Here is a 20950-nt window from a genome sequence, read left to right as displayed (position 1 = left end):
TATCAGCCGCAGCAGCCGATCTTTTTTCCCACCGCGTTCACGCCGGTCTCAACCAGATCAGCTGTCTGTTTTGCCACGGCAACGCCTGGGACAGCAAACAGGCCACCGTCCCCTCTCCCAATATCTGCATGAACTGCCACGCGGCCATCAACGACTACCACGGCGAGCGTCTGGAGCGCGAAGACGGCAGCCGGGTCAGCCCCAACGACGAGATTAAGAAGCTATATAGCTACTCCGGCTACGACCCCGATAAAGGAAAATACACAAAGGCCGGACATCCCATCGAATGGGTAAGGATCCACAATCTTCCCGACCACGTCTTTTTCAGCCATGCCCAGCACGTTCACGCCGGCAGGATCCAATGCCAGACCTGTCACGGACCCGTTCAGGAGATGGACGAGGTCCGCCAGTTCGCACCACTGAGCATGGGCTGGTGTATCAACTGCCACCGGACCACAAAGGTCGATTTCCCCGACAGCACCGGCAAAGGCAACCGGTTCTACTCCATATATAATAAATTTTCCCGCGGCATGGCCACGGGCCGGATGGATTCCGTCACTGTTGAGAATATCGGCGGGACGGAATGTCAGAAATGTCACTACTAGCCGAACCCGGCTGCTCATCCTGCGGGATGAATTCCCTTCCATCTTTTGAATATTCGTAGGGACCCCTGAACACCTGGGTATCTCACCTGGCCAGTTGCCATGTCCGGGTCTTATCGGCGTCGTCCATTCCAGCGTATTGGCCTGCCATGGATTCTTTTCTTTTAACCGTTCTCCCCTGAAGATCGAATGGAAAAAATTGGCGACAAATAACAGCTGCGCGAAAAAACCCAAAAACGCCATCGAGGAAATGAACACATTGAGCTTGTCCCACTGATTAAACGACACCCATCCACCAAAGTCAAAATAGCGCCTCGGCATCCCCGCCAACCCTTCATAATACATCGGCCAGAAGATAAAATAGACTGCGCACAGCGTCACCCAGAAATGGATATAACCCACCACCGGGTCCATGAATCGGCCGAACATTTTCGGGAACCAGTGATACACCCCGGCAAACATGCCAAACACCGCTGATACCCCCATTACCAGATGGAAATGGGCAATCACAAAATAGGTATCATGCAGCTGGATGTCCAGCGTCGAATTTCCCAAAAAAATACCCGTCAGTCCTCCCGAAATGAACGTGCTGACAAACCCAATCGCAAACAACATCGCGGGAGTAAATCTGATATTGCCCCTCCACAGCGTCGTCAGCCAGTTGAACACCTTAATGGCCGACGGCACCGCGATCAGCAGCGTAAACAACACAAACACTGATCCCAGAAAAGGGTTCAACCCCGACACGAACATATGATGGGCCCACACCATAAAGGAAAGGCTCAGGATGGCGAACATCGAATACACCATGGCCGTATAGCCGAAGATTGGTTTTCGTGAGTTGACGCTCATGACTTCCGAGACGATCCCGAACGCCGGGAAGATGACGATATAGACCTCGGGGTGCCCGAGGAACCAGAAGAGGTGCTGATACAGGATGGCGCTTCCCCCTTCATAGGGAAGAGCGCGCGCGGTCGACGTCATAAAGATATCCGACAGGAAAAAGCTGGTCCCCGCATTCCGGTCCAGCAACAGCATCACAAATGCAGCCAGCAGCACCGGGAAGGAAAGCAGCCCCATGATGGCGGTGAACAACAGCCCCCAGACGCTCAGAGGGAGGCGCGTCATCGACATCCCCTTCGTACGCATATTGAGTATCGTAGAAATATAGTTGATCCCGCCCATCAGCGTCGAGACGATAAAGAAGGCCAGACTACTTATCCAGAGATCGAGTCCCGCGCCGGATCCCGAGTCCGCGTCCTTCAGCGCGCTCAGCGGCGCATATGCGGTCCACCCGACACCCGATGGCCCGCCGTGTACAAAAAGGAGGCGATCATCAGGACACTCGCCACAAAGAACGCCCAGTAGGAAAGCATATTCACAAAGGGGAGGCCATATCCCTCGCGCCGATCTGCAGCGGTATGAGGAAATTGGCAAATGTTCCGCTGAGCCCCGCCGTGAGGACGAAGAAGATCATGATCGTCCCGTGCATGGTCATCAGCTGGTAGTAGGTCTCCGGCTGGATCTTGCCGCTCACAAAAACATGACCCGCCAACTCTTTCAGGACGCTGTGCGAGGCGTTGGGGAAGCCCAGCTGCACCCGCATAAGGACCGAGAAAAAACCCCCAACCAAAGCCCACAATATTCCAGTGATCAGAAACTGTTTCGCGATTATCTTGTGATCGGTGCTGAAAACGTACTTCGTAAGAAAGGATTCCTTTTCCATGCCGTCAGGGTTAACTCAATTATTATGCCTTGCCGCTGTGCGCTGCCGGTCGCTTCCTGTTTCAAAATCGAACAGTCCCAGGTTCCCACCTCCCGGTAACCCATTAATTTATAGCTATATACCCAATTGGCATACCGTGTGCTCCTAATCCATTAGTTTTTGCAAAAAAAGGGCTTATGCTAAAGAACTACTTCAAGATCGCCATCCGCAATCTCTGGCGCCACCGGGGCTTCTCGATACTCAATATCGCCGGCCTCGCCGTCGGCATGTCCGCATTCTTTCTCATCTGCCAGTACGTCCGCTTTGAAACTAGTTACGATAACTTTCATTCAAAGTCGTCCCGTATCTACCGCCTGGTGACCGATCTGGAGTCCACATCGGCTACTCAGCACAGCTCCAGCACGTCCATGCCGATGGCCATCCATCTGAAAGCCGACTATCCCGACGTAGAAGACATCGTCCGCCTAAACCGGCAGGGCACGCTCATCAGAAGGGGCGACATCCGGTTCCAGGAACAGGCCACCGTATTTGCCGACTCTTCCCTGTTCTCCATCTTTGATTTTCCGCTGGTCGACGGCAACGCAAAGACAGCGCTGAAAGCGCCCTTCAGCGTCGTTCTGTCGCAGTCCACGGCCAGGAAATATTTTGGCGACGCCGACCCGATGGGCAAGACCCTCCAGTTCTCCGACAGTGGCTTTACCGCTACAGTTACAGGCGTCATGAAAGACCTTCCTGGGAACTCGTCAATAAAAGCGGACCTGTTCGTATCGATGTCGACCCGGAAAAGATTCCGGGACAGCCTGGACTATGGCTGGGGTAGATTCGGCGTGACCTCTTATGTACTGCTCCGGCCGGGCGCGAACCCCGACGCACTGCAGGCCGGGCTCCGTCCCTTTATCAAAAAACACATCGGGGAGAAAATGAAGGCGGAGCGACAGAACTATGTACTCTTCCTCGAACCACTGAAGGACACCTACTGGTCTTCCCGCGGCGGCTTCGTCTCCGGTAACAGAAGTAATGTCTATATCTTTTCGATCATCGGCTTGTTCATACTGCTCATCGCCTGCATCAATTTTGTCAATCTCACAACCGCCAGGGCCGCGGAACGCGCGAAGGAGGTCGGTATCCGGAAGGTCATCGGCGCAGGGCGCTTTCAGCTCGGCGGGTCAGTTCCTGGGTGAGTCCGTCATCATTTGCGTGATCGCCTTTGTCCTGTCGACGGGACTTTGCGGTCTGGCGATGCCGTTATTCAATCAGCTGGCCGGCAAGACCATCAGCACCGGCATCTACAGCAAGCCCGCGGATATGCTGACCCTGCTGGCCATTGCGCTTGTCATCGGATTGCTGGCCGGCATCTATCCCGCGCTGGTACTTTCTTCCTTCAGGCCGATCGCTTCACTGAAAGGACGTTTCACGTCCAGCAGGAAAGGGCTTGTCCTCCGGAAAGGGCTGGTTATCGTTCAGTTCACCATTTCTATCACGCTGATCATCGGCACCGCCGTCGTGTATTCGGAGCTCGGCTATCTGCGCAGCCGGGACCTTGGATTCGATAAAGACCGGGTTCTGGTGGTCGATACCCATAACGATCCGCACAAGAGGGTGTTCGCCCAGGAAGTTTCGGGACTGTCGGGGGTGGAGTCGGCCACGTTTTCAGGCAGCGTTCCCGGCGAGGGCACCTGGAGCGCCTATTCCGGGGTCGAGAACAACCACGGCGAAATGCAGATCGCGAACCTTGATCTTACCTATGTCGACTTCGGCTATCTGGAGCAGTACCGGATGAAGCTGCTGGCGGGCCGCTTCTTCCGGCGCGATATTTCGACCGATACCATGCAGGCGATGATCCTCAACGAGAAGGCCGTGAGGCTTTTTGGCTACGCCTCTCCCGCGGCGGCGGTTGGCCGTCGCTTTGAACAATGGGGCAAGAAAGGACAGATCATCGGCGTCATCAGGGACTACAATTTCAACGGCCTCCAGCAGGAGATCACTCCGCTGAGCATTTGCCTGGACTTCGGCGACTGCAGCTACCTCTCTCTAAAGGTTGCGGGCAACCGCCTGCCCGAGACCATCGCCGCACTGAAGAAAAAATGGGACCGGCTGGGTACGCCCTTGCCATTGGACTATTTCTTCCTCGACGAAGCCTTCAATGAACAATACAAGTCCGAGACAAAGTTTGGAAACCTGTTTATCAACTTCGCCATCCTCGCCATTTTTATATCCTGTCTCGGTCTGCTGGGACTCTCTTCTTACAGTACCGTACAGCGGACAAAGGAGGTGGGCGTCCGCCGCGTGATGGGCGCCAGCGTCAGCGGGATCGTCCGGCTTTTGTCCGCGGACTTTCTGCGCCTGGTCCTCATCGCCTTTGTCATTGCCGCCCCACTGTCCTGGTGGCTGATGGGCAAATGGCTGCAGGACTTTGCCTACCGGGTCGATATGTCCTGGTGGATCTTTCTGGAGTCAGGCATGGCCGCGGTCCTCATCGCCTTTCTCACCATCTGCTATCAGGCCATAAAGGCCGCGGTCGCCTCCCCCGTCAAAAGCCTGCGAACCGAGTAGCATCACCCCAGCCCATCCCCCTGGCGGGACCACCATCCCCCGACGTGACAACCTACCCTTCCCGCCAGGACCTCCATCCCCCTGGCGGAACCACCAAAAACCCTGGTCCACACCCGGAAAACTTCTATATTGTGCGAATAATTCTCTTCTATGGAAATCATTCGAAGCATCCAAAACAGGATCTACGATATCAGAGGCGAAAGGGTGATGCTGGACCGGGACTAGCCGCCCTCTATGAGGCTGAAACTAAAGCACTTAACCTCGCCGTAAAGCGTAATATCAAACGTTTTCCCCCGATTTCATGTTCCAGCTCACAAAGAGGAATTCGAAGAAATAAGGTCCCAGGTCGAAGCCATGGAAAAAGGCGGTTTAAGGTTGCAAAATGAAACCTTAAAAAGGGGAATCTTTGAGGTTGCAGAATGAAACCTCAAAAGACGGCAGAGGCGGCACCCGATACATGCCCTACGCCTTCACCGAACAAGGCGTCGCCATGCTCAGCGGCATCCTCAACTCCGACCGGGCCATCAACATGAACATCGCGATCATGCGCGCCTTCGTAGAAATACGAAGGATCGTACTCCAGCAGAGCGACCTGAAGGCACAGCTGCAGGAAATAAAAGCGCGTCTGGGCGAACACGACACCCAACTAAACCACATCTACGACGCGATGGAAAACCTCCTCGACGAAAAAGCGGCCCAACGTAAATGGGAAGACCGCGAACGAATAGGCTTCAAAAACAAATAAGTCCCGTCACCCACGGCCGTCAGCTACCGCCAATACGTGAGCCGTCCCTCAACCAACGCGTAACGGATCACCCCAACGCGTCATTGATCACCCAACGCGTCACCCGCGTCCTATCGGGTATGTCAACAATTCGTTATTTCCCCCTTACGACTTTGACAGACCGAAAATGCTGTAGAATTTTGCACCCGATGAAAATCCTCCTAGTCCTGGGAATAACCTTTTGTTCACTTCAAGTACAGGGGCAGACCCGCTGGTTGTCGGGCACCATAACCGACGCCACCACCCACGAACCGCTGCGAAACGCCAGCATCACCAGCAAGCCGGACAACAAAGGCGTCCGAACAGATTCACTCGGAAGATTTCGTCTCCCCGTCAGCCAGGGCAACCCCACTATCGTAATCTCCATGATCGGCTACGCCCCAAAAACCATCACCTCCGCGGCATTTCCCGGATCATCCTCCCCTCCAATACAACAAACATATCACTCACCCCCGACGCAAAACCCCTCGACGCAGTCACCATCACCAATAAACGCGGGAAATACCGTAACAAAGACAACCCGGCGGTCGAACTCATCAGAAAGGTCATCGCCGAAAAAGAGAACAACCGGCCCGAATCCTTCGACAACGTGTCCTACGAAGAATACGACAAAATAGGGATCAGCCTCCGCGATATCGACAAAAAGAAAATGAACAAACGGCTCCTCAAGCCCTATGGTTTCCTCTTCGACCACCCCGACACCCTCGCGGGCGAAGATACCTCCCTGTTATACCCGGTATACCTCGAAGAAAAACTGTCGAATAACTACCTGCAAAAAAAGCCCGCCCGCAGCAAACAGATCGTTATCGGCGACAAAAAAGTCGATTTCGGCGACCTCATCGACGCAAAAGGCATGAGCGACTACGTAAATACGCTGCTGGCCGACGTCGACATCTATGACAATAATGTCATGCTGTTCACCAACCAGTTCCTGAGCCCCATCTCCAGCGCCGCCCCGACCTTCTACGAGTTCTTTCTTGGGGATACAGTCGTGGAAAACGGCGAAAAGCTCGTCCGCCTGAATTTTATTCCCCGCAACCCCGACGACCTCCTGTTCAGGGGGATGTTCTATATCACACTCGACGGCAAATACGCCGTAACCAAATTAGCGCTGACCATCAGCAAAAAAGCCAACCTGAATTTCATCCGCAACGTCCACATCGCACAGGAATTCGTAAAGACCGCCGACGGACACTACTACCGCCAAAAATCCGACGCATCCGCCGATTTTTCCTTTTCGGCGAAGAAAAAGGCATCCACGGCCGAAAGACCGTTTCCTACAGCAAACTCGTCACCGACCAGCCCATCCCCGAAAGCATATTTAAAGACGACGTCAGCGATTCCCCAAAAACTGCCGCGGTTGAAAGACCGGACTCCTTCTGGACCTCCCGCCGCCACGAGTCCCTTACCCCCGGCGAATCCCGCGTCTACGGAAATATCGACAGCCTGAGACACCTCCGTTCGTTCATCCGCACCAAAGATCTTATCAATCTGTTCGTCGCAGGCTACAAGAGCGCCGGCCCCGCATTCGAGATCGGCCCCGCCAATACTTTTTACAGCTTCAATCCGATCGAGGGACTTCGTCTCCGCCTCGGCGGGCGAACCACACCAGGTTTCAGCAAAAGGATCTGGCTCGACGGATACGGCGCCTATGGATTTAAAGACCGCCGCTGGAAATACGACGCCGGCGTAGCCTACTCCTTTAATAAACTGTCCGACTACGGCTATCCGCTCCATTATTTAAAGGCGGCCTTTATGCACGACGTAAAGATCCCCGGCCAGGAGCTCCAGTTCGTACAGGACAACAGCTTCCTCCTGTCCTTCAACCGCGGCAGCAACGATAAATGGCTATACAACGATATCTTCCGCCTCGACTACGTCCATGAATTACAGAACCATCTCTCCTATGGCTTCGGGTTTAAATACTGGGCCCAGCAGCCGGCCGGAAGTATACAATATATACAGGTCAAAAGCTCGGGGCTGGACACCGTCGGTAATATAGCTACCTCCCAGCTGTCGGCGCAGATCCGCTGGGCGCCCCACGAAAAATTCTATCAGGGGAGAGTATATCGTGTTCCCTATCCCAATGAATATCCCATTATCTCACTGCAATACATCGCGGGTATCAAAGGACTCTTCGGCGGCGAATATTCCTACCAGAACATCAACCTCAGCCTGTTCAAACGTTGTTACCTATCCACCTTCGGGTACACCGATATCAACCTGACCGGCACCTACATCAGCGGGCGGCTGCCTTTTCCCCTGCTGGGGATCGTCCCCGCCAACCAGGGATATATTTACCAGGCCAACTCCTACAACCTGATGAATTTTCTGGAATTCGTTAGCGACCACTACGCGGGGGTGGACCTCGAGCACCATTTCAACGGCTTCATATTTAATAAGGTACCCTTCCTGAAACGGCTCAGGTTAAGAGAGATGCTCACCGCAAAAGTCCTGTACGGCGGACTCCGCGCCGAGAACGACCCGGCGAAAGACCTCCAGCTCGTCAAATTCCCGCTGCTCGACGGCCAGACAAGCACCTTTGCTCTGGGTAACCAACCCTACATCGAAGCGGGCTTCGCCATCGGCAATATCTTCAAGTTCCTCCGCGTCGACGCCATCGAACGATTCTCCTATCTCAACCATCCGATGGCACCCAAATATGGCCTCCGTTTCCAGCTGAAATTCGATTATTAGAAAATTTGCTAATTCGAATTTTTATTAATCCATATTAAATGTCCTTCAGTGGCAAGCTCAATATTATTAATATTGTAATTTTTAATTCTCCATCCACGCCAGCCTTCCCTGATCCGGACAAATCCTTGCAATCGCTTTCAATTGGCTGCGAAATTTTAGCAAACCCAACTCGCGCTACGTCACCTAAAAATTTGTTCGAATGGTATTTATTAATAATCAACAATATAAAAATAATACTATACTCTAATATCGCATATTTTTTGCTTGACGTAGCATTGCCGTACCCCCTTTATTGGAAAAACTTTAGCACCACGTCTATTTTAGCGGTTGTTAACTGATTCATAATTCTTCAACCAACTGCTTGTTGTATGAAAGCAAAATTACTGCTGCATCTACGTGCACTATTGTTCTTTCAGATCCTCTTCTTTACGGCTACGGCCCAAAATCGTACCCTCACCGGTACGGTTTCATCAAAAGCAAATGGTCAATCTCTCGGCGGAGCTACCGTCTCCGTCAAGGGAACCAAAATAGCGACGACCACGGATAACTCCGGGAACTTTACCCTCAGCATCCCGGCCAACGCCAGGGCGCTCGTCGTCTCCTATATTGGCATGACCAGTCAGGAAATTTCGATCCCGGCATCCGGCTCGGTATCCGTCCAGCTCGAACAGTCCACTGTTTCCAAACTGGATGAGGTCGTCGTCGTCGGCTACGGAACGCAGAAAAAGAGCGTCGTTACCGGTTCCATCTCCAGCGTGCGGGCAGCCGACCTCGAAGAACAGCCTGTTGTACGCGTCGAGCAATCCCTGCAGGGCCGTACCTCCGGCCTGACCATCGCCTCCCAGTCCGGCCAGCCGGGCGCGGCCGCGACCGTTCGTCTCCGCGGCTTTACCACTTTGGAACCGTCGGCAAGAACGACCCGCTTTGGGTTATCGACGGAGTCATCGTCGACGCAGGCGGTATCGGCTACCTCAACCAGGACGATATCGAATCGATGGAGGTCCTGAAAGACGGTGCCTCGGCAGCCATCTACGGTACCCGCGCCGCCGCCGGCGTAATCCTCATCACCACCAAGAAAGGCAGGCCCGGCCAACTCCGGATCAACTACAACGGCTGGTATGGTACACAGGAGCCGATGAAAAAGCTCAACCTTGCCAACGCTTCACAGTACGCCCTGCTGAGGGATTCCGCTTTATCCGCCGCAGGCAAGCCCTCGGCCTTCCCCAATCCTTCTTCTTACGGAGCCGGTACCGACTGGCAGAAAGCCATCTTCAACTACAGCGCCCCCAAGACCAATCACGAAATTTCCATCAGCGGCGGCAGCGACAAGTCCACCTTCTTTACTTCCTTCGGCTACACCAACCTGACAGGTGTCGTTGCTTCCGACATCTCGAAGTACCAGCGGATGAACTACCGCATCAACACCAACTTCAAACCGGCGAAATTTATCAGCTTCGGTGAGAATCTGGGTTTTGAACACGGCAAAAGCAGCGGCGTCGGAGAAACGAACCGCGAATTTGGCGGCGTCGTCAGCTCGGCGATCAACCTCGACCCCATCACTCCCGGTATCGTAAACGACACCGTCAAATATGCCGCCTTCATCCCGGTAAACCCCGCCCAATGGTCGGCAGCTACAAAGACCGGTTCCGGTCAGTACTACGGCATCTCCCCCTATGTAGGTCAGGAAATGAAGAACCCCCTGCAGTACATCCAGAATCACCTGGGCAACTACAACTGGGACAACAACCTCGTCGGCAACGCCTACGTAGATATCTCCCCGATCAAAGGGCTGGTCATCCACTCCAGCTTCGGTACGAAGATGGCCCTGGTACGGCTATGAGTCCTTTACTCCCGTAGCCTACTACAATACGTCTACCTCGATCAACCAGTCGAATGTTACCCGCAACGACGCCTGGCTGATCAACTGGAACGTCGAGAATACCATCTCCTACAACCGCTCGCTCGGCGGTCACAATGTGACCCTGCTCGGTGGCTGGGGCGAATACAAGGACGGCAACGCCAGAACAGCCACGGTAGTCTACAACAACACACCCGCTACGACTTTTGACCAGGCTACTTTCAATACGGGCGTATACAATGCACTGCCAGCCGACAGACAGAACAGCAACGCCACCGACGGCACAGACCACCGCGTCAACTCCCTGTTCGGTCGCTTACAGTACAACTACCAGGAGAAATACCTGCTGCAAGCCCTCGTCAGAAGGGACGGTTCATCCCGGTTCGGCGGCAACAAGAAATTCGGTAATTTCCCCTCCGTGTCCATTGGCTGGGTACCGACGCTCGAGAACTTCTTCCCGCAGACCAACATACTCAACAACCTGAAGATCCGCGCCAGCTACGGTGTAACCGGCCAGGACCTTATCACCCCCGATTTTGCCTTCATACCCGTAGTAGGCGCCGGCGGACAAAGGAACTATTCCTTCGGAACGACCGGTACCGTAAACATCGGATATGCGCCCAACGCACCCGCCAACCCAATCCTGGCCTGGGAAACAACGAAGTCTACCGACGTCGGATTCGACGCCATCCTGTTCAATGCGCTGACCTTTAGCTTCGACGCCTATCAGAAGACGACCACCGGCATCCTTGAAAATCCCGTTCTCCCGGGATACGCGGGCTACGGCAGCTTCGCGCAGAACCTCGGCGAAATGCAGAACAAGGGCCTCGAGTTCGAACTGGGTTATAAGAGGAAGATCGGCGAACTGACCCTGGGCGTCAACGGAAATATCTCCTTCTACCAGAACAAGCTGACAAAAGGCTTGCTGGGACAAGCCTATCTGGACGACAACAGCGCCACCTTCCAGAACCTTGGGGGTATCGCAAGAACGCAGATCGGAGGACCCTACAACCAGTTCTACGGATACAAATACCTGGGCATCTTCCAGACACAGGCCGAAGTAGACGGCTATGTAGGCAAGGATGGCGCGACCAAACTTCAGCCTAAGGCAAGACCCGGTGACCTGAAGATCGCAAACCTGCAGAACGACAACACCATCGACGCCAACGACCGTACCTATATCGGCAACCCGAATCCGACCGTCAGCTATGGTTTGACCATCAACCTCGCCTACAAGAACTTTGACTTCGTTGCCTTCGGCAGCGGTTCGGGCGGGAATCAGATCTTCCAGGGACTGCGCAGACTGGATATCGGAACAGCGAACTACCTGACCAAATACCTGAACGCGTGGACACCGACGAACACCAGTTCCAAACTGCCCCGTATCATCGACGGCGACCCCGGTCAGAGTTATTCGAGGTTCACCAATCTCTATCTGGAAAGCGGCAACTACTTCAAGATGCGCACCATCCAGATCGGCTACACGCTGCCCAAAAGCCTGACCACCAAATGGGGCTGCCAGCGTCTGCGCGCCTATTTCCTGGTCGAGAATCCATTCACCATCACCAAATATGACGGCTTCGATCCCGAGATCGGCATCAGCCCTGACGCGGGCGCTGGTTCGATGTTCGGCGTCGACAGAGGTACCTATGTACCTGCCAGGTCCTTCCTGTTCGGAGTGAACGTCGGCTTTTAATCTTAATCAGCTACTCAAATCATTCGCAATATGAAAAAGAATCTTGTATATATCGCGGCGATCGCCCTTGGGACTCAGCTGCTGGGCTCCTGTAAAAAAGAGCTGGAAGTCAACAGCCAGGGACGCCAGACTACCGACACGTATTATAAGACACCGGCGCAGGCCTTTACAGCGCTCGTCGCCGTCTATGACCGCTTTGGCTTCCAAACCGGCGGCTTATACGACAAACTCGCTATCAACGACGTCGCCGGCGGCGACCAGGTAGCAGGCGGCGGTAGCGCAACCGACATCAACGACCTGCAGGTCATGCAGACCTGGACCCTCAGCTCGACCTCGGGTCCCGAGAGCTATGTATGGAACAGAAGCTACACCGGCATCTACCGCGCCAACGTCCTGCTTGCGCAGATCGACGGCTGCGGCCTCGACGCGGCCACCAAGACCCGCTATATCGCCGAACTCAAGGCAATGCGCGGAGCATTCTACTTCGACCTCGTCTGGTATTTTAAGAACGTCCCCCTGCTGAAGGGCATCCTGCCGGTCGATAGCCTGTACTCCGTCGTCCAGGCTCCGCCTGCTGACGTATATGCCTACGCGGAAGCCGACCTGCTGGCCGCAATTCCGAACCTGCCCCAGACGGTAAGCGCCGCTTCAGAAGGCGGTCGCCTCACCCAGGGGGGCGAAAGCGATCCTCGGTAAAATGTACCTGTACGAAAAGAAATGGCAGCAGGCCGCCGATATGCTCAAGGATGTCAACGGTCCGAATCCCGGCGTTGCGGCCTCGTCCTACGGCTACTCCCTGTTGCCCAAATTCTCGGACCTTTGGAAACCCTCGAATAAATTCAATTCCGAGTCCGTCGTCGAATTCGTTCACACCTCGACCTCCAACGGCGGCTGGAGCGACGCGGGCGCCAGCGAAGGCAACCTGATCTGCATCATTTCCGGACCCCGCGGCTATTCCGTCGTGAAGGACTCCGTTGCCCCGGACTACTACTCCGGCTACAGCTTCCTGATGTTCACCAAAGACTTCGCGACCGCCATGTACGGAGACCCCGCTATGGCGCGACCGTTGCCAATATGGACAGCCTTGTGACGATCAACCACGCCAAGTATAACGCCGCGGCCGCCTACGGCAACACCGGTTTCTACCTGAATAAATACGCGGGCCATGCCGCAGACGTAGCGTCTGTCAGCGGAACAAAAGAATTGAACTTCCCGCAGGACGAGTACGAGATCCGCCTCGCCGACACCTACCTGATGGAAGCCGAAGCACTGATGAATGCCGGCGCCGACGTTAGCTCCTCGGGCCGGGCCTACCAACTGCTCAACGCCGTCAGGAATCGCGTTGGGCTCGCTCCGACTGCCGTGACCCAGACCAACATCGAACACGAAAGATGGATGGAGTTTGCCGGCGAAGGCCAGCGCTTCCCCGACCTGGTGCGCTGGGGCAAGGCCGCAACCGTGCTCGCAGCCCGCGGATTCGTCGCCGGAAGGAACGAGATCTTCCCGATTCCGCAGACCGAACTGAACAACACCAAACTCGAACAAAGCAAGGAGTGGGGTGGTACAAAATAGTTTATCATGAATACAGATCAGAAGGTCCCCGCGCCTTCTGATCTTTTCTTTTGCTTAGCCATGAAGTACCTTATTACAGGATTGCTGATCGGACTCGCGGTCCTTTTTCTCAGTGTTTACAGTCGGGCAGACCAACTGACCCGCGCGGCGCGGAATACGCCGGCTCCGAAGCCTGCAGGCATTGCCATGCGGGCCTTTCCGATAACTACACGCATACCCGTCATTTCCAAACCTCCTCGATCGCCGCCGATCAACGGCTGAGGGACCTCACCAAATCCGCAAAGGACTGCGTCTACTTCGCCGATTCCAGCTATGTCCGGGTTGAAGAAGCCTCCGGTACTTTTTCCCAATCCTATTTCAGAGCCGGCCAAAAGACCCGCTCCGAACGCTTCGATCTCGCTTTTGGCTCCGGCGAAAAGCCCAGACCTACGGCTACTGGAAGAACGACCAATTGTTCGAACTACCCCTCACCTGGTATGCCAGCCAGAAGACCTGGGCCAATAGTCCTGGCTTTTCTATCCGGCGTGCCCGCTATGAAAGGGTGATCACGGGCCGTTGTTTTGAATGTCATGCTTCCTGTATCAGCAAAGAGATGGTCCAGTCCGGCCCCTTATCCGTGACCGAGCACCTGGACAAGTCCTCCATCGTCTTTGGTATCGACTGCGAGCGTTGTCATGGACCTGCCGCGCAGCACGTCAGGTATCAGACGGAGAACCCCGACCAAAAGACAGCCAAATATATTGTTCCGATAAGATCCCTCACCCGCCAGCGCCAGCTGGATGTCTGCGCCGCCTGTCATTCTGGGAACGACCTGTCGCCGCAGCGTTCGCTTTTCGCATTTGCTCCCGGCGATACACTCTCTCATTTTTATTATCCCGAGTTCACCGGCGAAGCCCCCGACCCCGACGTCCACGGCAAACAGCTGCAACTGCTGCAGTCGAGCCTTTGTTTTCAGAAATCTGACATGACCTGCAACACTTGTCACAACACGCACCAGACCGAAAACGGCAACATGGCCGTCTTCGTCTCCAAATGCATGGACTGCCACTCAGCAATCCGCGCACGCGGTGGCCGTCCAGAAAGAGAACGAACAGAAGAAGCGGGATTTCAACCTGTCTGGCACCAGCTGTATCAACTGTCACATGCCACTGCAAACGTCCAGAACCATCTGGTTTAGTAGTGGCTCAGGGGAAAAAATATTCCCTATTTTGTAAGAACACATAAAATTGCAATATATAAATAGATGTAATTTCACTGTTTTGAATGAAGAAGAGCTGGTTTATCATATTATCTGCCCTATTTGCTTCCCTGCACGTCCTTGCTCAGAGCAGCATCCTGATACCCGAGATCGTAAATTTCTCCAAGAAGACCTATGAGGCGGGTAATCAGAACCGGTCGGTCGACCAGGACCGGAGGGGACTGCTGTATTTTGCCAACGACGACGGCCTGCTCGTCTTTGACGGCACCTACTGGAAGACCTATTCCCTGCCCAACGGCAGTATCGTGAGATCGCTTAAGGTAATAGGCGACCGCATCTATGTAGGGGGACAGCAGGAGATCGGCTATTTCTATTTCGACAGTGCCGGCCTGCTGACCTATCAGTCCCTGAAGCAGCTGATACCGCGCGACGAGACGGAGTTCGCCGACGTATGGAACGTCGTTGCTTTTCAGGACGACGTTTTTTTCCGGTCGAACAAACGCATCTTCCGCTTCCACGACGGAAAGGTCACCGCCTTTCTTAGCATCAACTGGGGATTCCTCGGGGCATGCAATGGCCTGCTGATCGCCCAGGAATACGACAAAGGACTGATGGTATTCCGGAACCAGCGATGGCAGGCCCTGCCATCCGGATACGATTTTTCAAAAGATAAATCATCCATCCGTTCCGTTTGTGAATTTGGTCCGCACCGGACCCTTATGACCTCGCTGAAGTCGGGCATCTATTCCATCGAAGGCGAGACCGTCCACCGGCTCGAGTCGCCCGCGATTAACGCCATTACCGCCCAGCTCGTGCACGCTGCGTTTGCCATCGATACCGACCGCATCGTCATCGCCACGCGGCTGGACGGCTACTATATCATAAATTCAAAAGGCGAGATCGTCCAGCACGTTACGAAATCCGACGGCCTTCAGTCCAATACCGTCAACACCGTCTATGCAGACAAGGAGAAGAACATCTGGCTGGGACTTAACAACGGCATCGACCTCGTCATCTACAACAGTGCCATCAGCCACCTGAATCCAGACAACGACAAAAAAGGACCGGGCTATTCTGCCGCCCTGTTCAAAGACCGGCTGTTTGTCGGTACCGGGATCGGCCTCTACAGCATACCCATCGGCGCGGACGACAACCTGCTGGGCCTCCGCGGCGGATTCACCCCGGTGAACAACGGCAACGGTCTCGTCTGGGGACTTTCCGTCGTCAACGACGAGCTGCTCGTCGGCCGCCACGACGGCGCATATCTCGTCGGGAATAACAACTGCGTTCCGCTCGATACCTCCACCGGCTTCTGGTTCTTTCAGCCGCTGACCGCGCAGCAGCCATGCCCGCGCGTCATCGCGGGTACCTACAACGGCATCAACGTCTATAACTACGTCAACGGGAGATTCCAGAACCATAAATCCCATACCTCTTTCGAAGCCGCGAAATATACCGTCGTCGAGGGTAGCGACATTTGGGTAGCCCATCCCTATCAGGGCCTCTATAAGATCAGCTTCAACGACACCGGCGGCCCCGTCCACAAACCCTATGACGACATCCACCATATCCTGTCATCGGGGCACAACTATCTTTTTAAGATCCACGACAAGATCGTCCTCGGTCTCGAGAAAAGGTTTTTACGAATACGACCCCCCGACCGGAGACTTCAGGGAATCCATTCGTCTGAAAAAGCTTTTCGGACACGCCAACATCTCCTACCTGCGCGAGGATACGGAGGGGAATATCTGGTTTGTGGAAGACAAAAGGCCCGGCGTCATCGACATTTCGGATCCCGATCACCCCGTTCGCATCTATTTTTCCGAACTCAATAACCGCATTCTGGGCAACGACGAGGAATTCATCTATCCCATCAACAGACGCAACGTTCTTATTGCCAGCGAAACCGGATTTTACCATATCAACTATGAAAAATACCGCACAGCCAGCCACCGTCTGCGCGCACTGCTGCGTTCCGTCACTGCGTTTAACAAAAGGACAGCGTCCTGTTCGGCGGCTACCTGCCGCTGGTAAAGGATTCAGGTGGCGACGTATTTGTCATCCAACACCGGATCAGTCACCGGTGGAACTCCGTCCATTTCGAGTTCTCTTCCCCTATTTCAACGGAACTGTGGAATACAGCAGCAGGCTAAAGGGATCCGACCCTCAGTGGTCCGCCTGGTCAAAGAAGACCGAGCGTTCCTATACCAATCTGCCGGCGGGAAAATACACATTCGAAGTGGTCGCCAGAGGCAACAACGGCCAGAAATCACCCCTCAGCCTGTTCGAATTCACCATTTCCCCTCCCTGGTATAACAGCATCCTGGCATGGGCCGTGTACGTCCTCGTGTTCGTCGCGCTGCTCTACTATTTCTATAAGCGGCAGCAGCGCAAATACCTGCTCCAGCATACCGAGCGGCTGAAGAAACAGCGGGACAGATACGAAGAAGAACAGCGCCGGCTTCAATACCAGCACCAGCTGGAGATAGAAAAGAGTGAGAAGGAGATCATTCGCCTGAGGAACGTCAGGCTCCAGAGCGAGGTCGAGCACAACAACGCCGTACTCGCTTCCAATACCATGAACCTTTTGCAGAAAAGAGAGCTGCTCAATAAGATCAAGGACGAGATCCTGGCCGTACAGGACGAGGTCGAGCCGGAGAAAAGGACCAGAAATATGCGGAGGATCATCAAGATCATCAACGAGCAGCTGGAGATCAACGACGACTGGGAGAGGTTCTCGCTCTACTTCGACAAGTCGAATAACGACTTCCTGAAGACGCTGAAGGAGTCCTTCCCACTGCTGACCCCTTCCGACCTCAAACTATGTGCGTACCTCCGCCTCAACCTTTCTACCAAGGCCATCGCCGACCTGCTGAACCTTTCGATCCGCGGCGTGGAGAGCAGCAGGTACCGGCTGAGAAAGAAACTGCTCATTTCAAACAGAAGTATCGCTGTCCGACTTTTTGGGCGCGGTAGGCAACACAAACGCGAATAATTCACCCGTTCAATAAAATTACTCTGTCGTGAATAAAATCTCAACCTCCCCGGCCCTTGTTCTCTGCCTTGTTTGTTCGTTACCCGTACTGTCCCAAACCACCGCCGCCCATTGGTTAAAAGTCAAAGATAAATCCATCGTCGACGCCACCGGCCACCCCTACATTCTCAGGGGCATGGGCCTGGGCGGCTGGATGCTGCAGGAGAGCTATATGTTCCACCTCGGCGGCATCGGACCCCAATACCGCATCCGGCAAAAGATCTCGGAACTCATCGGCACTGAAAAGACCGCGGCGTTCTACGATTCCTGGCTGAGCGGTCATACAACAAAGACCGATATCGATTCTCTGGCTGCATGGGGTTTCAATTCGGTACGCCTGCCGATGCACTACGGCCTGTATACGCTGCCCGTAGAGGAAGAGCCGGCACCCGGGCAGAACACCTGGCTGAACAAGGGGTTCGAGATCACAGACAGCCTGCTGTCCTGGTGCAAAGGCCAACAATATGTACCTGATCCTTGACCTCCACGCCGCCCCCGGCGGACGGGGGAACGACCTGAATATTTCGGACCGCGATCCTTCGAAACCCTCCCTGTGGCAGAGCTTGCCGAATCAGCAGAAGACCATCGCGCTCTGGCGGCGCCGGCCCAGCGCTACGCGAACAGAACCCTTCATCGGCGGATACGATATCATCAACGAACCCAACTGGGGATTCGACGACCCGAAGGACACCGGGGGACGAAGAGAGATCGAACAAGCCGCTTCGCCAGCTGATGATGCAGATCACCAGCGCCATCCGCGAAGCTGGACCAGCGCCATATCATCATCATCGAAGGAAATGGATTTGGAAATAACTACAACGGCATCTTTCCGCTCTGGGATGACAACCTCGTGCTGAGCTTTCACAAATATGGCAACTTCAATACCCAGGCTTCCATACAAAATTTCCTGAACTGGCAGGATCAGTACAACGTACCGCTGTGGCTGGGTGAGTCGGGCGAGAACTCCGAATACCTGGTTTTACCGAAGCCATCCAGCTGGTGGAGTCCCGCAACATCGGCTGGTGCTGGTGGCAGCTGAAGAAGATGGGCGTCAACAATCCGCTGGAGATAAAGAGCTCGCCGTCCTGGCAGGTCCTTGTCAACTACTGGCTGAAGAACGGGCCGAAGCCATCGGCTCACGAGGCGCAGGCCGCGCTGAACGAACTGCTCGCCAATATTCAGATCCGCAACAACATCTATCACAGGGACGTGACCGACGCGATGTTCAGACAGGTCGGCTCGACCTGGACACTCCCCTTTAAAGAACACGTGATCAAAAGCGGCGCCGTCATCAGAGCCGTCGACTACGACCTCGGACGCGAAGGATACGCGTACAGGGACAACGATACGGCGCGCTATCAATATGCTACCCCTGCCACACCTTCCGCAGGCAACCGGGGCTGGTCCTATCGCAACGACGGGGTCGACATCGAAGGCCACGACGCGTCCCGATACGATGTCTTTAGCATAGAAGACGGCGAATGGCTTCAGTATACCGTTTCCGTCGAAAAGGCCGGCAGGTACACCATCGCCGCCACCGTCGCCGCCGCCGCCGATTCCGGCAGACTGACCCTGCTGTGCGACGACAAACCCATGGCTCAAAATATCGTAATTCCTGCCACCGGCGGAACCACCAGCTGGCAGGCCATCAACCTGAAAGGTATCGACCTTCCAAAAGGCACCCACCGTCTGCGCCTGGTCGCCACCAAAGGCGGCTTCGACCTGGACGAGCTGTCCTTTTCGACGGAATAAGGCCCGCCGCCACAGTCAGTGGTTGAGTACTTTTGCGATCAGCCCGTCCAGGTTCAGCGGTCCGCTGACTTTGTCCGTCAGATCATATCTGTCCCGGATATAGGCCATTTCATTATAGGCGATCCAGACTTTATTCTGCTGATCCTCCCACGCGATCACCTTCAGCGGAAGGTCGAGGGCCGCAATAGGATTCTCCTGCATCACCGGTCCTCCCGCTTTCGGGTTCCCGAAAAGAAGGTACTCGAGCGCCCACAACTCCAGACCTGCCTTTTTCAGCTCGCTCTGCTGGTCGATGCGCGCGTAAACGGTCACACCCTGCTGTTTCAGGAACGCCTCCAGCTTGTCCACCGTCTCTTTTACAGACCAGGGGCTGGGATGGATGGTAACTCCTTTGATCGGATTGCTCATGGTAATGGTTTTGTCGCCGGCTCCAGCAGGCGGGTCGCTTTTTCCGCAGCCGGATTGGGCAGGAACAATTGATGCGTGAATAGTTTGTACAGGCTTTGTACCAGTAAAAAGAGAATGACCCCGGTGGAAAGCACGAGCAGCGACCCCGGAACCAGCTGAAACAGCTTCTCCGGCACGCGCGCCGAATACCGGAAAGCAGCGATCGTGAACGCCACCAGCGGGAAGCTGACCGCCCACCACGTTACGCGAAATGGACAGCATACCGGCAGCAGCGCGATCTTGCTCCCGAGCAGCACCACGACGGCCAGGTCGAAATAGAAAAACACCGAGAGCACGATATCGTGCGCTCCCGTAAACGAGTCATAGGCGGATGTCGCCAGCGCAAAGGGGCCTACGAGGATCATGAGAGATGGCTGGATAGCCTCCGGCAGGGGAGGGAAGAAGAGCAGCCGGTAGATGATGATCGTCATCAGAATGATGCCAAACAGCAGTCCGATGCCAAAGAACAGCAGGTTGATCTCCCTCACGCCGGGGAAGGAAAGCCGGGCGCCCACGACGGGTATGTCCAGCGTCCCGACGATGGGTAGCACCCACGCCGGCAGCGCATTGGCGGGGTCCTGCTGGCGCCCCAGCCATCTGCGGAATACGAACCAGGAGAACGCGGCCATCAGCACCGTCCCGACGGCCCAGATCACCGTCGCCAGCGTGCTGCTATAGGGAAAGAGGATGCCGGGCAGCAGCAACAGCGAGATGATGATCGTCGCAAAAAAGCTGACCGACACCGGATGATTGAATTCCGAGCGCACGAGCCCGGGATATTTCCGCCATTTCATCAGATAGGCGCCCCCCAGCAGGAGGAATAAAAGGATCGCAATTCCGCCGAGGCCATCCTTCACCCATCCGCCAAAACCCACGTGCGTTCGGCCCATCCCCAGCAGAAGGACAGACCCGTCAGTCCCATGACGGCCCCGAAAATACTCGCCGGCAGGAACTCGAGAAAGGATGGCTGGGTCTTTGTCTCAGTCATGGAATTTTTGCGTAAGATACTATAATGCCCATCCCGCGGACAT

General features: G+C 54.9%; 25 protein-coding genes and 2 pseudogenes. 21 read left to right on the top strand and 6 right to left on the bottom strand.

Annotated features, from left to right (window positions below; all coding sequences use genetic code 11):
- Positions 1 to 221: 221 nt before the first annotated feature.
- Together ACQ86N_RS37785 and ACQ86N_RS37780 are read right to left on the bottom strand one after the other, a co-directional pair.
- Complete coding sequence (locus tag ACQ86N_RS37785; protein ID WP_431211533.1) at positions 222 to 2039, bottom strand: cytochrome c oxidase subunit I; 1818 nt, start codon at positions 2037 to 2039, stop codon at positions 222 to 224.
- Complete coding sequence (locus ACQ86N_RS37780; protein ID WP_431211532.1) at positions 1981 to 2328, bottom strand: cbb3-type cytochrome c oxidase subunit I; 348 nt, start codon at positions 2326 to 2328, stop codon at positions 1981 to 1983. Before ACQ86N_RS37780 ends, ACQ86N_RS37785 begins: the two co-directional genes overlap by 59 nt.
- Positions 2329 to 2504: 176 nt before the next feature.
- On the opposite strand from ACQ86N_RS37780, the gene ACQ86N_RS37775 reads away from it, so the two are divergent.
- A complete protein-coding gene (locus ACQ86N_RS37775; protein WP_431211531.1) occupies positions 2505 to 3509 on the top strand; it encodes an ABC transporter permease in 1005 nt (334 codons plus the stop codon).
- A 16-nt stretch (positions 3510 to 3525) separates the two neighbouring features.
- Entirely contained in the window at positions 3526 to 4881 is a 1356-nt protein-coding gene (locus tag ACQ86N_RS37770; protein ID WP_431211530.1) for an ABC transporter permease, read from the top strand.
- A gap of 2 nt (positions 4882 to 4883) precedes the next feature.
- Here the strand turns inward: ACQ86N_RS37770 and ACQ86N_RS37765 are convergent, their stop codons facing one another.
- Positions 4884 to 5051: a hypothetical protein gene (locus tag ACQ86N_RS37765; protein ID WP_431218036.1), complete on the bottom strand. Its 168-nt coding sequence runs from the start codon at positions 5049 to 5051 to the stop codon at positions 4884 to 4886.
- Between ACQ86N_RS37765 and ACQ86N_RS37760 the strand changes: the two are divergent.
- The 19 genes and pseudogenes from ACQ86N_RS37760 to ACQ86N_RS37670 all read left to right on the top strand — a co-directional run bounded on the left by ACQ86N_RS37760 (position 5032) and on the right by ACQ86N_RS37670 (position 19472).
- Positions 5032 to 5626 (top strand): annotated as a pseudogene (locus ACQ86N_RS37760) (ORF6N domain-containing protein). The gene ACQ86N_RS37765 and the pseudogene ACQ86N_RS37760 overlap by 20 nt on opposite strands.
- Entirely contained in the window at positions 5587 to 6282 is a 696-nt protein-coding gene (locus ACQ86N_RS37755) for a carboxypeptidase-like regulatory domain-containing protein (protein ID WP_431211529.1), read from the top strand. Before ACQ86N_RS37760 ends, ACQ86N_RS37755 begins: the two are co-directional and overlap by 40 nt.
- A pseudogene (locus ACQ86N_RS37750) lies at positions 6201 to 6890 on the top strand (DUF5686 family protein); the annotation flags it as partial. The gene ACQ86N_RS37755 and the pseudogene ACQ86N_RS37750, both read left to right, overlap by 82 nt.
- Positions 6836 to 8362 (top strand): DUF5686 family protein, encoded by a 1527-nt coding sequence (locus ACQ86N_RS37745; protein WP_431217757.1) that lies wholly within the window; start codon positions 6836 to 6838, stop codon positions 8360 to 8362. The pseudogene ACQ86N_RS37750 and the gene ACQ86N_RS37745, both read left to right, overlap by 55 nt.
- Before the next feature lie 368 nt (positions 8363 to 8730).
- Complete coding sequence (locus ACQ86N_RS37740) at positions 8731 to 9369, top strand: carboxypeptidase-like regulatory domain-containing protein (protein ID WP_431211528.1); 639 nt, start codon at positions 8731 to 8733, stop codon at positions 9367 to 9369.
- Positions 9357 to 10202 carry a hypothetical protein gene (locus tag ACQ86N_RS37735; RefSeq protein ID WP_431211527.1) on the top strand — a complete coding sequence of 282 codons (846 nt, stop codon included), beginning with the start codon at positions 9357 to 9359 and terminating at the stop codon, positions 10200 to 10202. The genes ACQ86N_RS37740 and ACQ86N_RS37735 overlap by 13 nt, the downstream gene beginning before the upstream one ends.
- Complete coding sequence (locus tag ACQ86N_RS37730; RefSeq protein WP_431217756.1) at positions 10132 to 11916, top strand: SusC/RagA family TonB-linked outer membrane protein; 1785 nt, start codon at positions 10132 to 10134, stop codon at positions 11914 to 11916. The genes ACQ86N_RS37735 and ACQ86N_RS37730 overlap by 71 nt, the downstream gene beginning before the upstream one ends.
- A 30-nt stretch (positions 11917 to 11946) precedes the next feature.
- Positions 11947 to 12612 carry a RagB/SusD family nutrient uptake outer membrane protein gene (locus tag ACQ86N_RS37725; RefSeq protein WP_431211526.1) on the top strand — a complete coding sequence of 222 codons (666 nt, stop codon included), beginning with the start codon at positions 11947 to 11949 and terminating at the stop codon, positions 12610 to 12612.
- Position 12613: 1 nt separating this feature from the next.
- The gene (locus ACQ86N_RS37720) at positions 12614 to 13006 is read left to right on the top strand and encodes a hypothetical protein (protein ID WP_431211525.1); all 393 of its coding nucleotides are present in this window, start codon (positions 12614 to 12616) and stop codon (positions 13004 to 13006) included.
- Positions 12991 to 13488 (top strand): RagB/SusD family nutrient uptake outer membrane protein, encoded by a 498-nt coding sequence (locus tag ACQ86N_RS37715; RefSeq protein ID WP_431211524.1) that lies wholly within the window; start codon positions 12991 to 12993, stop codon positions 13486 to 13488. The genes ACQ86N_RS37720 and ACQ86N_RS37715 overlap by 16 nt, the downstream gene beginning before the upstream one ends.
- A 6-nt stretch (positions 13489 to 13494) precedes the next feature.
- The gene (locus ACQ86N_RS37710) at positions 13495 to 13749 is read left to right on the top strand and encodes a hypothetical protein (RefSeq protein WP_431211523.1); all 255 of its coding nucleotides are present in this window, start codon (positions 13495 to 13497) and stop codon (positions 13747 to 13749) included.
- A gap of 190 nt (positions 13750 to 13939) precedes the next feature.
- Positions 13940 to 14665, top strand: a complete 726-nt coding sequence (locus tag ACQ86N_RS37705; RefSeq protein ID WP_431211522.1) for a multiheme c-type cytochrome — start codon at positions 13940 to 13942, stop codon at positions 14663 to 14665.
- A gap of 86 nt (positions 14666 to 14751) precedes the next feature.
- The gene (locus tag ACQ86N_RS37700) at positions 14752 to 16521 is read left to right on the top strand and encodes a two-component regulator propeller domain-containing protein (protein WP_431211521.1); all 1770 of its coding nucleotides are present in this window, start codon (positions 14752 to 14754) and stop codon (positions 16519 to 16521) included.
- A complete protein-coding gene (locus ACQ86N_RS37695; protein ID WP_431211520.1) occupies positions 16442 to 16720 on the top strand; it encodes a hypothetical protein in 279 nt (92 codons plus the stop codon). Before ACQ86N_RS37700 ends, ACQ86N_RS37695 begins: the two co-directional genes overlap by 80 nt.
- A 49-nt stretch (positions 16721 to 16769) precedes the next feature.
- Positions 16770 to 17681: a triple tyrosine motif-containing protein gene (locus ACQ86N_RS37690; RefSeq protein WP_431211519.1), complete on the top strand. Its 912-nt coding sequence runs from the start codon at positions 16770 to 16772 to the stop codon at positions 17679 to 17681.
- Positions 17682 to 17709: 28 nt separating this feature from the next.
- Positions 17710 to 18201 carry a hypothetical protein gene (locus ACQ86N_RS37685; protein ID WP_431211518.1) on the top strand — a complete coding sequence of 164 codons (492 nt, stop codon included), beginning with the start codon at positions 17710 to 17712 and terminating at the stop codon, positions 18199 to 18201.
- Positions 18185 to 18577: a hypothetical protein gene (locus tag ACQ86N_RS37680; RefSeq protein WP_431211517.1), complete on the top strand. Its 393-nt coding sequence runs from the start codon at positions 18185 to 18187 to the stop codon at positions 18575 to 18577. Before ACQ86N_RS37685 ends, ACQ86N_RS37680 begins: the two co-directional genes overlap by 17 nt.
- Complete coding sequence (locus ACQ86N_RS37675) at positions 18484 to 18759, top strand: cellulase family glycosylhydrolase (protein WP_431217755.1); 276 nt, start codon at positions 18484 to 18486, stop codon at positions 18757 to 18759. The genes ACQ86N_RS37680 and ACQ86N_RS37675 overlap by 94 nt, the downstream gene beginning before the upstream one ends.
- Complete coding sequence (locus ACQ86N_RS37670; RefSeq protein WP_431211516.1) at positions 18720 to 19472, top strand: carbohydrate-binding protein; 753 nt, start codon at positions 18720 to 18722, stop codon at positions 19470 to 19472. Before ACQ86N_RS37675 ends, ACQ86N_RS37670 begins: the two co-directional genes overlap by 40 nt.
- A gap of 15 nt (positions 19473 to 19487) precedes the next feature.
- Here ACQ86N_RS37670 and ACQ86N_RS37665 read toward each other — a convergent pair whose 3' ends face one another.
- From ACQ86N_RS37665 to ACQ86N_RS37655, 3 genes are read right to left on the bottom strand one after another with little or no spacing between them, the layout of a single operon-like run.
- A complete protein-coding gene (locus tag ACQ86N_RS37665) occupies positions 19488 to 19880 on the bottom strand; it encodes a DUF302 domain-containing protein (RefSeq protein WP_431211515.1) in 393 nt (130 codons plus the stop codon).
- A complete protein-coding gene (locus ACQ86N_RS37660) occupies positions 19877 to 20809 on the bottom strand; it encodes an SLAC1 anion channel family protein (RefSeq protein ID WP_431211514.1) in 933 nt (310 codons plus the stop codon). Before ACQ86N_RS37660 ends, ACQ86N_RS37665 begins: the two co-directional genes overlap by 4 nt.
- The gene (locus ACQ86N_RS37655; RefSeq protein ID WP_431211513.1) at positions 20773 to 20907 is read right to left on the bottom strand and encodes a hypothetical protein; all 135 of its coding nucleotides are present in this window, start codon (positions 20905 to 20907) and stop codon (positions 20773 to 20775) included. The genes ACQ86N_RS37660 and ACQ86N_RS37655 overlap by 37 nt, the downstream gene beginning before the upstream one ends.
- Positions 20908 to 20950: the final 43 nt, after the last annotated feature.

The organism is Puia sp. P3 (assembly GCF_050632245.1).
Lineage (GTDB): Bacteria > Bacteroidota > Bacteroidia > Chitinophagales > Chitinophagaceae > Puia.
The sequence above is the reverse complement of the archived record's forward strand: the minus strand, read 5'-3'. Positions and strand labels throughout refer to the sequence as shown.